The organism is Bowmanella yangjiangensis, from assembly GCF_018531185.1.
In the GTDB taxonomy this organism is placed as follows: domain Bacteria; phylum Pseudomonadota; class Gammaproteobacteria; order Enterobacterales; family Alteromonadaceae; genus Bowmanella; species Bowmanella yangjiangensis.
This window is the reverse complement of record NZ_JAHDJU010000002.1, coordinates 1014096-1028322: the sequence shown is the minus strand read 5'-3', so window position 1 is coordinate 1028322 and position 14227 is coordinate 1014096. Positions and strand designations below refer to the sequence as shown.

At 50.1% G+C, this 14227-nt stretch carries 13 protein-coding genes; 6 read left to right on the top strand and 7 right to left on the bottom strand.

Features of this window, described 5'->3' with window-relative positions:
- Window positions 1-67: 67 nt before the first annotated feature.
- From KJY73_RS13935 to KJY73_RS13910, 6 genes are all read right to left on the bottom strand, one after another.
- Window positions 68-1369: a sensor histidine kinase gene (locus KJY73_RS13935; RefSeq protein ID WP_214344321.1), complete on the bottom strand. Its 1302-nt coding sequence runs from the start codon at window positions 1367-1369 to the stop codon at window positions 68-70.
- Window positions 1366-2688 carry a sigma-54-dependent transcriptional regulator gene (locus tag KJY73_RS13930; protein WP_214344320.1) on the bottom strand — a complete coding sequence of 441 codons (1323 nt, stop codon included), beginning with the start codon at window positions 2686-2688 and terminating at the stop codon, window positions 1366-1368. The genes KJY73_RS13935 and KJY73_RS13930 overlap by 4 nt, the downstream gene beginning before the upstream one ends.
- A gap of 78 nt (window positions 2689-2766) precedes the next feature.
- Window positions 2767-3972, bottom strand: a complete 1206-nt coding sequence (locus KJY73_RS13925) for an ABC transporter permease (protein ID WP_214344319.1) — start codon at window positions 3970-3972, stop codon at window positions 2767-2769.
- Between the two features lie 10 nt (window positions 3973-3982).
- Window positions 3983-5296: an ABC transporter permease gene (locus KJY73_RS13920; RefSeq protein WP_214344318.1), complete on the bottom strand. Its 1314-nt coding sequence runs from the start codon at window positions 5294-5296 to the stop codon at window positions 3983-3985.
- 1 nt (window position 5297) lies between these two features.
- The gene (locus KJY73_RS13915) at window positions 5298-6011 is read right to left on the bottom strand and encodes an ABC transporter ATP-binding protein (RefSeq protein WP_214344317.1); all 714 of its coding nucleotides are present in this window, start codon (window positions 6009-6011) and stop codon (window positions 5298-5300) included.
- 43 nt (window positions 6012-6054) lie between these two features.
- A complete protein-coding gene (locus KJY73_RS13910; RefSeq protein ID WP_214344316.1) occupies window positions 6055-7308 on the bottom strand; it encodes an efflux RND transporter periplasmic adaptor subunit in 1254 nt (417 codons plus the stop codon).
- Window positions 7309-7666: 358 nt separating this feature from the next.
- Here KJY73_RS13910 and KJY73_RS13905 point away from each other — a divergent pair, with 358 nt between their 5' ends.
- From KJY73_RS13905 to KJY73_RS13880, 6 genes are all read left to right on the top strand, one after another.
- Window positions 7667-8032, top strand: a complete 366-nt coding sequence (locus KJY73_RS13905; RefSeq protein ID WP_214344315.1) for a DUF3718 domain-containing protein — start codon at window positions 7667-7669, stop codon at window positions 8030-8032.
- A gap of 445 nt (window positions 8033-8477) precedes the next feature.
- The gene (locus KJY73_RS13900; protein ID WP_214344314.1) at window positions 8478-9494 is read left to right on the top strand and encodes a branched-chain amino acid aminotransferase; all 1017 of its coding nucleotides are present in this window, start codon (window positions 8478-8480) and stop codon (window positions 9492-9494) included.
- Between the two features lie 529 nt (window positions 9495-10023).
- The gene (locus tag KJY73_RS13895; protein ID WP_214344313.1) at window positions 10024-10854 is read left to right on the top strand and encodes a MipA/OmpV family protein; all 831 of its coding nucleotides are present in this window, start codon (window positions 10024-10026) and stop codon (window positions 10852-10854) included.
- A 70-nt stretch (window positions 10855-10924) separates the two neighbouring features.
- On the top strand, window positions 10925-11224 hold the full coding sequence (locus tag KJY73_RS13890; RefSeq protein ID WP_214344312.1) for a DUF3019 domain-containing protein: 300 nt from the start codon (window positions 10925-10927) through the stop codon (window positions 11222-11224).
- Between the two features lie 11 nt (window positions 11225-11235).
- Entirely contained in the window at window positions 11236-11949 is a 714-nt protein-coding gene (locus KJY73_RS13885; RefSeq protein ID WP_214344311.1) for a response regulator transcription factor, read from the top strand.
- 109 nt (window positions 11950-12058) lie between these two features.
- Window positions 12059-13354 carry a sensor histidine kinase gene (locus KJY73_RS13880; protein ID WP_214344310.1) on the top strand — a complete coding sequence of 432 codons (1296 nt, stop codon included), beginning with the start codon at window positions 12059-12061 and terminating at the stop codon, window positions 13352-13354.
- Here KJY73_RS13880 and KJY73_RS13875 read toward each other — a convergent pair whose 3' ends face one another.
- The gene (locus tag KJY73_RS13875; RefSeq protein WP_214344309.1) at window positions 13355-14194 is read right to left on the bottom strand and encodes a peptidylprolyl isomerase; all 840 of its coding nucleotides are present in this window, start codon (window positions 14192-14194) and stop codon (window positions 13355-13357) included.
- Window positions 14195-14227: the final 33 nt, after the last annotated feature.

Sequence of the window (14227 nt, the reverse complement as noted above, 5' to 3'; positions counted from 1 at the left end):
GGGCGCGCTGAGCAAATTAGCGCGCCTTTTGCTTAGCCTTCAAATAAAGCTACACAAATACTAAAACTCAGCCAGGCAGGAAAAAGCTGACTTTAAGCCCCCCACCCTCGCGATTTGATAAACTGATCCGCCCGTCATGGGCTTCAACAATTTCCCGGCAAAGCGCCAATCCAAGGCCAGTCCCTTCTCCCTTGGTGGAATAGAATGGCAATAAAGCTTGGGTTAATACCGCCTCAGACATACCACTGCCGCGATCGCAAACCTCCACCAGTACGCCATTCTCCAGCGTCTTCACCTGTAAGCTGATATCGTCCCCTATAGAGCCTGACTCCGCGGCATTCTTGAGCAAATTGATCAGTACCTGTTGCATTTGGGCCGGGTCGAAGAAGCCTGGGGTGTCAGGCAAACTGCCTTCTACTTTAAATGCCCATTGGCCTACCAGGCTGTCGACAAAGCCCTGCCAGTCAACCCTACTGCGATTAGGCTGCGGTAATTTGGCAAACTTGGCGTAACCCAGAATGAAGCTGTTAAGATGGCTTGTCCGCTCACCTATAGTTTCAAAAACTTTAACCAGCCTGGTATCCCCATGCTGCTCCGCCAGCAAGCGCCCGGAATGCACCATGGATGAAATAGGTGCCAGGGAGTTATTCAACTCATGGCTGATAACTCGGATGACCTTTTTCCAAGTTTGCACTTCCTGACGACTAAGCTCTCGGGTCAGTTGCTTAAACAGCAACAATTTATGCTGGTTACCGTTCATCAGGAAGCTGCCATGGGACAGATGCCAGGCCTCGCTACCTTGCTCGTCATCATCCTTCTGTACACTGAACAAACCGTCCCGCCCGGAGCGTATGGCCTCAACCATGGTCTGTGGCAACGTCTCGAGCAAGCTTTCCAACGCCGCGCCTTCTATGCGACTCCCTTGCGCCAACAGCTCTCTGGCACTGGCGTTGGCGAAGATCACCCGTTCACTGTTGTCCAACAACATGACGGCCAGCGGCGAACTTTGCAGCACCTTATCCAGCATCAGTTCGCGCTGATAGATCCATTGCTTCTCCTGGCGTAGCTTATTCGAGGTTTCATTGTATAAGGCAGCCAGGTGACTGATTTCATCCTTACCATCCACCGCCAGGCTGACACCAAATTCATTGTCGCGGAAATTCAGCAATCCCGTTTCGAGCGCCACAAAGCGCTTGGCAACCCCATCAAACACATAATGGCAAAGCACGATGGCAACTAACGAAGCAAACCCCGTCACCAGCAATAACTGTGCAAAAGAAACGTCCAACACCAAGGTATACAGCGCAGCACTGGCCCATACCGCAATCAGGGTGCAAATAATCAGTTGGTACTTAAGCTTAAACGTCATAGCAGCTCAAATTTCTCAAGCCGGCGATACAAAGCCTGGCGGCTTAGTCCCAGTTCACGGGCGGCTTTTGCAACTACGCCTTTGTGTTTGTCCATGGCCTGCTGAATTTCCACAGGTCCAGGTTCAAGGCTTTGCTGTAGCGGCACATTTTTCCCTTGAATGGCAAAGTGCTCGGCTTCCAGAACGCCCACAGGATGCAGCACATTGGCCCGCTTGCAGGCATTTTCCAATTCACGCACATTACCCGGCCAGCTATAAGCCAACAATGCCCGTTCTGCTGACAAAGAGCACTCCCGCCCCGGCAAAAAATGCTCAACTAAGGGTAAAATATCGTCAGGACGCTGAGCCAGAGGCGGTAAACTGAGCTCAACGACATTCAGCCGGTAATACAAATCCTCTCGGAAACGACCGGCTTGAATATCGTCCTGTAAATCGGCATTGGTGGCCGAAATCAAACGCACCTTCACCTTTTGTGTAGTGGTAGAGCCCAGACGCTCAAATTCGCCAGTTTGCAGCACACGCAGTAGTTTAATCTGTCCGGATAAAGGCAAATTACCGATTTCATCCAAAAACAAAGTGCCACCATCGGCCGCTTCAAAGCGCCCGGCCCGACGCGCATTGTTGCCGGTGTATGCGCCTGCTTCAGCGCCAAATAACTCTGCCTCAATCAGCTCTTGGGGTAATGCCCCGGCGTTAACTTTGATAAAGGGCTTGTCTTTTAACGGGGAATTGGCCTGAATAATATCGGCAATCCTATCTTTACCAGCACCATTGGGGCCGGTAATCAACACCGACACATCGGATTTAGCCAGTTGTAATGCCATATCTACCAAACGTTGCATGGTATGGCTGCCATAGACCAAACCACAGAGGTCTTTTTCACTAAGCTCAGCCTGCTGCTGACGCTGACGTTGGCGAAAATGCTGATTTTCCTTTAAGGCATTACCCAGTTCCAGCAAGTTGCTGATACTGGTTAACAGCTTGGTGTCATCCCAGGGTTTAGCCAGATAATCTGCCGCACCGTCTTTTACCAGTGATACTGCACTTTCCAGTTCGGTCCAGGCGGTAATCAGAATAATCGGCAGGTTGGGATTTAGCTCCCTCAGTTGGTAAAACAGTGCTTTGCCCTCCTCACCGGAGGTGGTATCGGCGGTAAAATTCATGTCCTGGATAACCAGGGCAATGCGTTGATACATGACCGCTTGCACAGCCTCGGCAGGGTTACTGGCAAGCACAGGTTGATAGCCATGAATTTCCAGCAGCAAACTCAGGGCCTGCAACACCGCCTGGTTATCATCCACTATGAGGATTTTTTCCATTATCTCTTAACTTTCTCTATTCATTAGCAGGTAGCCGGGCGTACCCGGCTACTCTTATGACTGTTCAATACTTTGCCGTTATACGCTACGGGTAGCAATACTGGGTGAAATCAACGTGGCACGCTGCGCTGGCCAATACACTGCCAATACTCCCATCAAGTAGATGCCAGCCAGGCTGTACAGGATAAACCAATTATCCAGACGGGGCAGAGAGTAATGACGCATCAATACATCACTCATGGCCAGCGCCAGTCCAACCCCCAGCACAATCCCAATCAAACTCACCAGGGTGTTTTCCAGCAGGAAGTAGCGCACAATGTCCGACTTTTTCGCGCCAAGCGCACGACGGGTGCCAATCTGACGGGTGCGACGGCCAACGTTAAACAACGCCAGACCACAAATACCCAATGCCGTAACCAGCAGTAGCACAGTGATTAATACCAACAGCATATTCTTCATCAGGCGGTCCTGGCTGGTCTGTTCAAGTAACAGCTTATCAACACCAGTGATACGGCTAACCACACGTTCCGACTCAGAGGCCAACAGCACCTTTTCCACTTGTTGCATTACTTCACCACGACGACCTGATTCAGTTCTAATCAAAACCCGCTTAAAAGGTGCCGCCATCACTTGTGGAATCAAAGCCACATTATCGGCCTGTTCATCGTCCAGCCAAGGCCCCTTCATTGGCGCAATAATGCCGATGATTTTAAAAGGATTATCGCCAAGGTAGATGGTCTGCCCCAATCCATCACCGTCAGGGAAGAGTTCATTCACGTAACTACGGGTAGCCAAAAGAACATTGGCGGTTTTATCGAAACCTTGGGAGTAAACCACATCGGCAGCCTCAAAATTACGCCCGTCTTCCAGTTTAACGCCCAACGTATTGAGCAGGTTCTCATCAGCCATAAAGAAGGCTGCACGGGCACCTCTGCTCTGTTGTGGCGTTGGCTTAAGATGGAAGTTGGTTGAGTCACCGCTGCCTGACAAAGGCACCTGATTGATGACCACCGCGTCTGCCACACCGGGAATGGCACGCAGCAAGGTTTCATCTATTTCTTGCTGTTTGGCAATATCGACATTCTTGCCAAAGGTGTAGAGATTAAACCTGAACAGGTTTTCGGCCTCAAGACCGGTATCCTGATTCAGAAAGCTTACCCTGTCATGGATGATAAAAGCAGCATTACTAACGATGGCCAGGGTTACAGCAATCTGTACTATCAGTAACAGCGCGCCGGTTTTACTGCGCCACAAGGCGTTAAATATGGGTTTAAGTTCAGACATAGCGGCGCTCCTATTGGGTTTTCAGATACAAGGCTGGGGTAGTGCGGCAGACTTTCCATGCCGGGTAGCAGCCAGCCAGTAAGCAGGCCAGAATAGAAATAGTCGGCGCAGCCAGCCACATGGTGAGATCCATCTGGGCTACCGCTTCGTAACGACTGAAACCGCTGCGCAGCAGGTACAGACCAAGCTGCGCTATCAGCAATCCCAGCGCCCCTCCTGCCAGACCTAACATACCCACTTCCACCAGGTGCTGAGCAAACACCTGGGTTTTACTGGCCCCCAGGGCACGGCGTACACCAATTTCAGGAGCGCGTTTGAGAAACTTGGCCAACAGCAAGCTTAAAATGTTGGCCAGACACACGAACAGGAACATAAAGCTCAAGCCCACCAGAATCTTGTTATCAGCACTGACAATCTGGCGATAGTCCAACCACTGGCTAATATTCTTAATATCCCCCTCCGCATCATCTCGCTTGAAACGACCCAGTTTCTGCTGCTCCTTAATATAGCCGGCCATATAATCTCGAAAGTCCTGTTGCGCCTGCTTATCTTTTAATTCCACTTTGTATTGCAGCCAAACTACTTCCGAATTCAGCTTATCCTGATAGGTATTCTCCTCTTCGTATTTCCAGCCGTTGTTATTGCCCCAGCTTTTTAGTTCATGAATAGGTATCAGAGAGAAAGGAATAAACAGCTGTTCATTCTGCCCCCAAGCACCATTGTTCAGGTCGTAGATCTGCGGCTCCAGCTTCCACGATTTGAGAATACCCACGATCCGATACGACACTGAGTCCAGCACAATGTCCTTGCCCACATTGTTGCCACCACCAAATAACTTTTGGTTAAGCTCATCACCAATCACCGCAACAGCTTCACCTTGTAGGTCCACCGCTTTGTCCCAGGCGGCACCATAAGCAAAGGGGACCTCGTACATGGCAAAAAAGTCACTGTCAGCCGCTCTGGCCGTTTCAATAAAAGGCGGAATATCCGGATTGGCCGGTTTGACACCAAAGCCGGTTTTCAGCATCGCAGTCTGGCGAAGAGGCACCGAGCCTTTACGCAAATTCATCGCATCCTGATAAGTTAGCTGGTATGGCAGGTTATCCGAAGTCCACCAGTCGGCTCCCTGGTCCATAGTGCGCAGTTGTACAGCAAACAGTTGGTCGTTTTTATGCGGCATGGGGTTAACCGACATCATGTGGTAAACCGACAAGCTGGTCATAGTGATACCAATACCAATCGCAATAGCCAGCAGCATCAGTAAACTCACCACCGGGGTACGTCTTAAACTGCGCCAGCCTAAGTCAATATAGTGCAAGAACATCTCAGACCTCCGCACCGGCGCGCTGCTTTTCCAGCCCACCCTGATAAAGTTTGAAGTCACAAATCTGACCGTCTACTACCTGTATATTGCGCTGGGCACGACGGGCCAGCTCAGGATCGTGGGTGACCATAATAATAGTGGCGCCGTCTTTGTTGATGTTCTCAAGCAGTTCCATCACCTGGCGGGCCATCAAGCTGTCCAGGTTACCGGTCGGTTCATCCGCCAGCAGGAAACGAGGCTCGCCAGCCAGCGCCCGGGCTATGGCCACCCGTTGTTGCTGACCACCAGAAAGCTGCGCGGGTACATGTTTAGCGCGGGCGCCCAGGCCAACCTGCTCAAGACAACGCTCAATACGACGCTTGCGTTCGGCCGCTTTGATACCACGGTAGCGCAACGGTACTTCAACGTTTTCATACAGGTTCAGATCCGGGATCAAATTGAAGCCCTGAAAAATGAAGCCGATTTTCTGATTTCTCAGTTCAGCGCGGCCATTGTCAGACAGGCGCCCCACATCAATGCCGTCCAGTTGATAGGTGCCGCCGGTGTAGGTTTCCAGCATGCCAGCGATATTCAGAAAAGTGGTTTTTCCTGAACCGGAGGGACCTGTCACGGCGATAAACTCGCCTTCGTTGACTTGTAAATTAAAATCCCGCAGGGCATTGGTTTGTACCATTTCACTGCGATATACCTTGCTGATATTAGTCATAGATAGCATGAGTTTTCCTTCTTAACTTTGTTGTTCGTTGCTGTCATGCCGCTTAACGCAGCATGACTTTATCTTGATTTTCAAAGGGATCCAGACTGGAGATAATCAGGGTGTCACCTTCTTTGGCACCGCTTAGTAATTCCACGTGGCTGATGCTGCTGACGCCAGTTCGAATGGCAGTACGATAGGCGGTCTCGCCATCCACCCGATAGCTCAAACTACCGCCACTTTGTAAAAAGGCACCGCGTTTAACCATCAGCGTATTGGGACGATTCTCCAGCAGAATGCGCGCAGACAGGCGTTGGTTCTGGCGTAATCCCTGAGGTTGATCCAGTAACTTGACCCTGGTGGTCACCTGGCGGTCACGAACCTCAGGAGAAATGGCTTTTAACTGCCCAATCAGATTCAAGCCAGCCAGTTGAAGCTCAACGTCCATACCCAAGCCAAGTTCGTCTGCATAGCTCTCTGGCACCTGCAATTCCGCTTCAAAGGCACTTAAGTCCACCAAGGTGATCAGGGGCTGGCTTTGACTCACGGCTGCCATTTGTTCAACCAAATGATTACCAACAATGCCGCTCACCGGCGCCCTAATTGCCAGGCTATCCACCTGACGCACAAGTTCTTGCACGACCAACTGCTGACGTTCGATGGCAATACCTGCACTTCTTAATTCAAACGCCAGAGTGTCTTTGGCTATTTGCACTTCCTGTCCGGCCAATCTGTAGTTGAGTTTGGCCCTGGCAAGCTCATCAATAGCCTGGTCAAAATCACGCTGGCTAATCAGCTGTTTTTGCATGGATTGCTGAGCGCGGCGCTCTTCGCGTTGGGCAGCATCCAGGTCCACTTTGGCCAGTTCCAAAGTGCGGGTCAGCGCAAGTTCCTGCGCTCTGGCGTCCAAACGACGACCTTCCAACTCGCCTTGTAAGGAAGCCAACACGGCTTGTTGTTGCTGAAGACTGTTGGCCAGTTCAGGGCTATTCACCTCTGCGACCACCTGATTCACTTCCACCTGATCTCCTGGCTGTGCTAACAGGCGCACATGACCGGACTGTGGGCTATAGAGTATCGGCGCATTAGCCGCCACGATGTGGCCGGTCGCCGCGACATCCCTTATCAAGGTTCCACGTTCCACTTTCGCCGTAACTAAACGTGAAGCATCAACTGACTGGCTGGCATCCCGGCCGCCCAGCCATACCACTGTACCGGCTGCAGCCAACATCACAGCTGCTAGTGCAAAAGGTTTGCGCCAGCGTTGCGTGATAGAGCTACTGATCAGGGTATCCTGGCCACTGGTATCGCGAATCATTGTTGCCCCCTGCCGGTTAACTCAATACACAGATCGATAACCGGGGCGATAAGGCAAAGCATCAAAGGGACAGTGAGATAAATGGCTAACAGTTGCATAGCTTTCTCCAATTTCATTTCCGTTCTGAAATACTTAAAGCCAAGCTTGTGCCAACTTTATAAAGAAAGATAACCAATTGTTAAATATGAATATTTCTAATTTTCCAAGTTAATTAATGCTGTCCGCGGACAGAAAAACTGTCCGGCGCGGACACATTTGTACGGACACTTACAAACTCACATGGACCATTAACAACTATTTCACCAATTACAGCGACACTATATGTGGGCAATGTGCCCGTTTATTTGAGGAATTAGATATGTCGCCCCTGCAAAAACTCACTTGCACTGTATTATTACTCTCGCCTTTGTGCGCATCCGCTAAGAATGTATATGTCGCAGCAGATGACATGGTAACCACTAAGCTATGCGTTAGCGCTGCAATGGACACACCGATTCGCTTTCACATTCTTCAACAGCACTCAGGCCTGAGTGCCCGCCACATTGCCAACGATGTCCAATGTAATGGTAAGAATATCGGTGAATTTGCTTATCAAGCTGGCAATACTAAAATCGCGAAGCGGTTGAACCGTCTAAACCCCAGCGCCACCTATACGGAAATCCAGGATATCGCCAAACAAGGAGAAGCAAAGGTAGATAAGATTATTCACGTCAGTGGCAGTTAACATACTGCTATCACTGCCCGTTTCAGGGGACGGGCTAGCTGAAGGACAGACGCAGCTAAATAGCAGCAGTAGTTAGTGTGCGTCTGTTATCACAGCATTTTAGCTTTGTTTAGTACTTGCAAAAGTTCCTATGGCCACAGGGTTTGAAACGCGCAATAAAATGTATATAAGGGCAACCTAGTCAGCTTCCCTCGGTTCCCCGCTTCCCCATAGTTTAATCAAAAACTTGTTGAACCCAAGCCATAATTCTCCATGTTCTGCGCCCGTAGTCCTGCTATGATAGCCGCAACAATCAAAAGCCAGCACGCGGTTGAAGTTTGCAAATAAGCAAATACATATATGCGCCGAGCCGGCAGGCAGGTCTGCTGCCGCCTATTCCCTGGTGCAACACAACAACTTAACCTGGTTAACTCTGTGTGTTAAAACCGATCTCGAAAGTAGAACAATGTCAGGAGCCTTAAGAAATATGTCAGCATTTGGCACAGTATTTACCCCGGAGATGATTATCTCCCGTTTTGAGAATAACAGCTGGAGCACACCTCAGACTGTCAAATCAGACAGTATCACTCTGCACCCTGGAGCCCACGTGCTTCATTACTCCAGCACCTGTTTTGAAGGCTTGAAAGCCTTTCGTCATGCTGATGGCGGCATCTATGTTTTCCGTATGGACAAAAACGTCGCTCGCATGGCGCAGAGCAGTGAATTGTTATCTTTGCCAAAAATTGATCAGGCTATGCTGAGCGATATGATCACTGACATAGTTCGTCGATATGCTGCTGATGTGCCTAATCCTCCGGGCTCTATGTATATTCGCCCGACTCATATTGGCACAGAACCTTCCATAGGAAAGGCTGCTGCCCCCAGCATGCAGTCATTAATGTATGTACTGCTTTCTCCTGTGGGCGATTACTTTGCCGGTGGTGCCAAGCCACTGCGACTGTTGCTGGAAGATAATGCCCGCTGTGCCTCGCATATGGGGATGGTGAAAAGCGGCGGTAACTATGCCAGTGCATTACAACCTATCATGAGAGCCCGCGCGGCTGTGCAAGCCGATCAGGTTCTGTTTTGCCCCAACGGTGACGTACAGGAAACGGGCGCGGCGAATTTCCTGCTTATCGATGGCAACGAAATTATCACCAAGGCACTGGATGCCAGCTTCCTGCATGGTGTCACCCGTGATTCGATCCTGACCTTGGCTCGCGATCGCGGCATGACAGTATCAGAGCGCCAACTAACAGTGGACGAATTACTGGAACGTGCAGCCAAACCCGGTGCGGAAGCCGCCCTGTCTGGTACTGCCGCAGTACTGACCCCAGTGGGCACCTTAATTCATGATGGAAAAGAGCATACTGTGGGTAACGGCCTTGGCGGCCCCACCACTAATGCCCTGCGTCAGGCGCTGAATGAAATTCAATGGGGTCAGGCCGAAGACAAGCACGGCTGGCTAACCAAAGTCTGCTAACCGACTCTCAAACTCAGTACCTCAAAAGTAAGCCGGACACTTGTCCGGCTTTTTGTTTAAACACCTGGACACAGACACCAGCATTTAGCCACAGTGACTGTCTATTAGCCCGCATCATTCTGAAGCCGACCCAAAGCGTATCTCAGCCTGCTAGCAATACTACTAACAGCCGCCTAAAAACTATAAATATCAAAGGATTGACATTTTCTTAAAAATTATTATTGCGAATCATTCTCATTTATTGCAATATAACCCTGCACTACACACCCAAGTCTACTGGTCTTTCTTGGGATTCTTACCGGGCGGGTTCTCCATGGCCCGCCCGGGTTTTTCTCTTCGTTATTGTTGTGGCCAGAATATACTCATAAAAGCACTTAAAGATTGCTCCCTCGTATTTCGCCCTCGGTACAAAGTAAACTTGTCATCAGGTTTTACAATTTCACTACAATTTAGACGGAACCTAACGCTCCCCTGCAAACACAGCTTTGATACAATCCGGCGCAATTACAGATAGATAGGAATCACAGCATTGAGAAGGATAACTGCGGCAGCATGCTTGCTGGCTTGTCTCGCCTTGCCAGTGCTGGCCGAAGAACAACCCAAGGAGCAAAGTGACTGGAGCTGGCAGATATCCCTGGGCTTATCCGCCTGGGATGAAAAATCGTTACTCAAAGGCTCCCCAGGGAATAGTGAACTGCCTGTTTTACCTACCTTACAGATCGATGTCAGTTATAAGGATTTCTTTGTCGAAACACCCAGCAGGCGATTAACCAGCTTAAGCAATTACGCCTTGTTGGGTTACCATATCTATCAGGATGAACAGTGGCAAATCGACGCCATCAATGGTTCATACATGCCAATTCTGAGCGAAACAGGCTATTCGCAACACGGTTTGGAGGTGATAGAGGAACTAAGAGGCATCGAAGAAAGAGACTCCGACGGCAGTCTCGGCATTCGGATCCAGCGCTTTGACGCAAATAGGCATTACTCCATTGAAATCGCGCGGGATTTCAGTGGTAGCTATAACGACTTCTTACTGCAGGCTTACTACAACTATATTATTCAAGCGCGCAACTGGGATATTCAACTAACTTTAGGGCTTAATCTTTATAGCCGTGACTTGGTTGACTACTATTTTGGCATTCGCCCTTCTGAAGCCACACCGACCAGGCCAGTCTATCAAGGAAAAGCCGCTTATCGACTGCATTTTGGTATATCCAGTCTTTACCCCATAAACGAGAAATGGTTACTTGAGTTGGGCTTTGGTGTAAGCCAATACAGTCGGGGCGTATCCGATAGCCCAATAGTGGCGAGTGATATGGAAACCCTCGGCATGGTCAATGTGCGCTATGTATTTTAAGGGATTAGTACTATTAGTACTGGCCTTCGGGCTACACGCTGAAACGTCGCAATCCCCTTTGCCGGAACAGATGCAAGTTTCGCCAGATACCTGTGTTGCCATCAACAAAGGACGCACTTGCTATACCCATATCAGTGTCGTCTGGCAGTTACCGCATCAGGGCGACTACTGCTTGTTTTTGGAAGGTTCAACGGACCCTTTGGCGTGCTGGCAGAACCGGCGACAAGGGGAATGGCAATTTGAATTCTCTTCATCCACCAGCACGACATTGTTGCTCAAACAGGGTAGCGATACTTTGCTAAGACAGGAAATTCAAGTTAACTGGGTGTATGAATCGCAGCGCAGAAAGCGCAATTGGCGTTTGTTTTAAGAGGGCTAACGATGCAGCTTTATGGAAAAATTTTGCTGGTGGAAGACGATGCATCACTGGCGCAATGGGTATTAGAGTACTTACAAAATCAGGGCTTTGAGGTCTACCATGAAGCCCGTGGCGATCAGGCAATCGCAGCTTATCGTCAATGTCAGCCAGATCTTATTTTGCTCGATCTTATGCTACCGGGTTTAGATGGCATTTCCGTGTGTAGGGAAATCCGCCGTCTTAGCCAGGTGCCTATCATCATGCTGACCGCCCAAGGGGAAGAGCTTGATGAAGTGATTGGCCTGGAAGTCGGTGCCAATGACTACTTGGTCAAGCCTGTCAGACCCAGGGCCTTGCTGGCCCGTATTAAAGGCCAGTTGCAGCGCAGTGAAAGCAATGACAAAGACAGCCAGGATCACATTCTGCAATTTGGTACCTTGAGCCTGAACCGAGATGCAAACCGTACCCTGCTCGACGGTCAAGAAATTGAGTTGTCCAGCAACGAATTCGCCATGCTCTGGTATTTGGCCAGCCACGCGGGACGAATTATCAATCGCGAAGAAGCGTTCCGGGAGCTCAAGGGCCGCGAATATGACGGTTTAGATCGCTGGTTTGATGTCATGATTTCCGTGCTACGCAAGAAGTTGGGGGACGATACCGATCCTCCCAAGCGCATAAAAACAGCCTGGGGGAAGGGTTATCTGTTTGTCGCTGATGCCTGGGATGTGGCAGGTTGAGCCACATATCCCTGCAAGTTCCTCGCAATTATTTACAACATAGTGGATCACAACTCGCTAAGATCAGCTCATCTACGCCGTTTAATTTAGCCTATCGGCAGATCTGTCAATGAGCCGTATTTATATCAGTTTGCTGTTTACTGCCCTGCTCACCTTGTTCTTACTGGGCTGGGGTATTGATAACTGGGTTGAACAACACAGGGAAAGCCAACACCCGCAAGACTACCCTCACCTCAGTCAAATGTTTGCCGCGCTAACAGAAAAAATTGCGCAAAGCGACACAGATCTGAAGCAACAGGTGGAACAACTGAACCAGTTCCTTCCTGTGCCTTTGACCTTGGAGTCTTCATCAAACCTGGCCTTTCCAAAAGATTTGCGCGAAGCACTGCGCCAGCCAGGCGGCTTGCTGCTGGACTCTGCCAATGGCCCCTATTTGTTAGCCGAACTCCCCTCTCACCCCGACTATTTATTGCGAATGGCGCTACCGCCGGTCGAACAAGGAGATATGGACCGCGATCTTATGCTAACCCTTGCGGTATATTTGGGCCTGGCACTGATGATGGGCATTTGGCTACTACCTTTAACCAGACGCTTATCCTTATTAACCCGCACCGCCCATCAGTTTGGTCAGGGAGATTTACATGCCAGAGTCCCGGCCAGCTCACTGTCCTATATTCAGGATCTGGAGTTCAGCTTTAACCAAATGGCTCAGCGCATCGAACAACTGATAGCTGAAAACCGACTGTTGGCCAGCAGTCTGTCCCATGATTTGCGCACCCCGCTGGCTTGTTTCCGCTTTGGTTTGGAAGCCGCACTGGATAGCCAGGAGAATGAAGAAAAAAATGCCTATTTACACAGATTAGAAAACGATCTGGAGCGGATGGAAAACTTGGTTGCGGCTTTTCTTGATTTCGCCAGCCTTGAGCGCCAGGCCGCCAAAATACAGCCCAAGGTTTTAAACCTGACAACACTGCTTACCGATGCCACGGAGCAAAACACCCCGCTAGCGCTTAAAAACAAGCTGACGCTCAATGCTGACATTGGTGAAGAGCCTCGTTGGGTGATGGGTGATGCCATATGGCTGCATCGCGCCATCAGCAATATTATTAGTAACGCCACTCGCTATGCAAATAGCTGCGTCACCATGAGCCTGCATAGCTTTAAAGAAAGGTTAGAAATTCATATTGAAGATGACGGCCCAGGCATCGCTGATGAGAAACTACAGGATGTGTTTAAGCCTTTTGTCAGCCTTGAGCAAAATCGACAGCGCAATAATGACAATTATGGACTGGGTTTGGCTATTGTGGAGCGAGTCGTGACCTGGCATGGCGGTAGCATCCGAGCGGATCGCAGTACAATGCGGGGCGCCCGCTTTGTGCTTAGCCTGCCCCGCCATTCAAAATAGTTAACCCTCGGGCGTTAATCTGACCTTGGTGGGGTAATAACAGATGTCGAGGTTGCCGTTGCCTTTGAAATGAAAGAACGCATTGTCCATATCCCGGCCTCTTTTCAACCGGGCTTGCATAGCGGGAGAGTCCTGTTCTTGCACTTGCAAGGCCAGCCGCTGCTCAGCAGGTACATCGCTGGCGATTCTGGCTCGTACAATTTTGCCCTTTGGCTGATCCTTTGCAATAACGCCCATGTCGACTTCCGGGTTGCCTCTGGGCAAGCTCTGAATTAGTGGCATGCCCCATAGCACGCGGCCAAACACACTCATGTTACGATCCAGATGACGGGGTGCCTGACCAATAACGATATAAAAATCGGTACTGCCGCTATCCGCGTCGGTACTGCGGGCCATCGCCAGTGTGCCGGGACAATGTACCAGCCACTCCTGTTTATCCTGGTGGTCTCGCGCGGCGGCAAACCCCTTTAAGTAGCCGGTTTGCTCAGCAAACAAGTCCGGCGCCTGCACCAGGCTGAAATCACTGTCTTGGCTTATAGGCCGGGTAAATTCGGCTTGCAGGTTTTGCTTATGCTCAGACGTTCTGGTTTCACTGACATCGCCGGCCTGGGCCACAAAACCCTCCACCACCCGATAGAAATCCAGTCCGTCGTAGTAACCTTCCTTTACCAGCGCTTTAAATTGTTTAACATGCTGGGGAGCCATAAAGGGTGCCAGCTCCAATACAACCGGCCCTTGGTCTAACTCTAAGTAAACCAGGTTATCCGCCTGTGGGGTGCGCCATTCATCGGCAGTGGCAGTGGCGGCTAGTAGAAACAAACTAGCTAAAGCGTACTTCATTCCATTTTCCTTATTATTAGGGGATATGGAGCT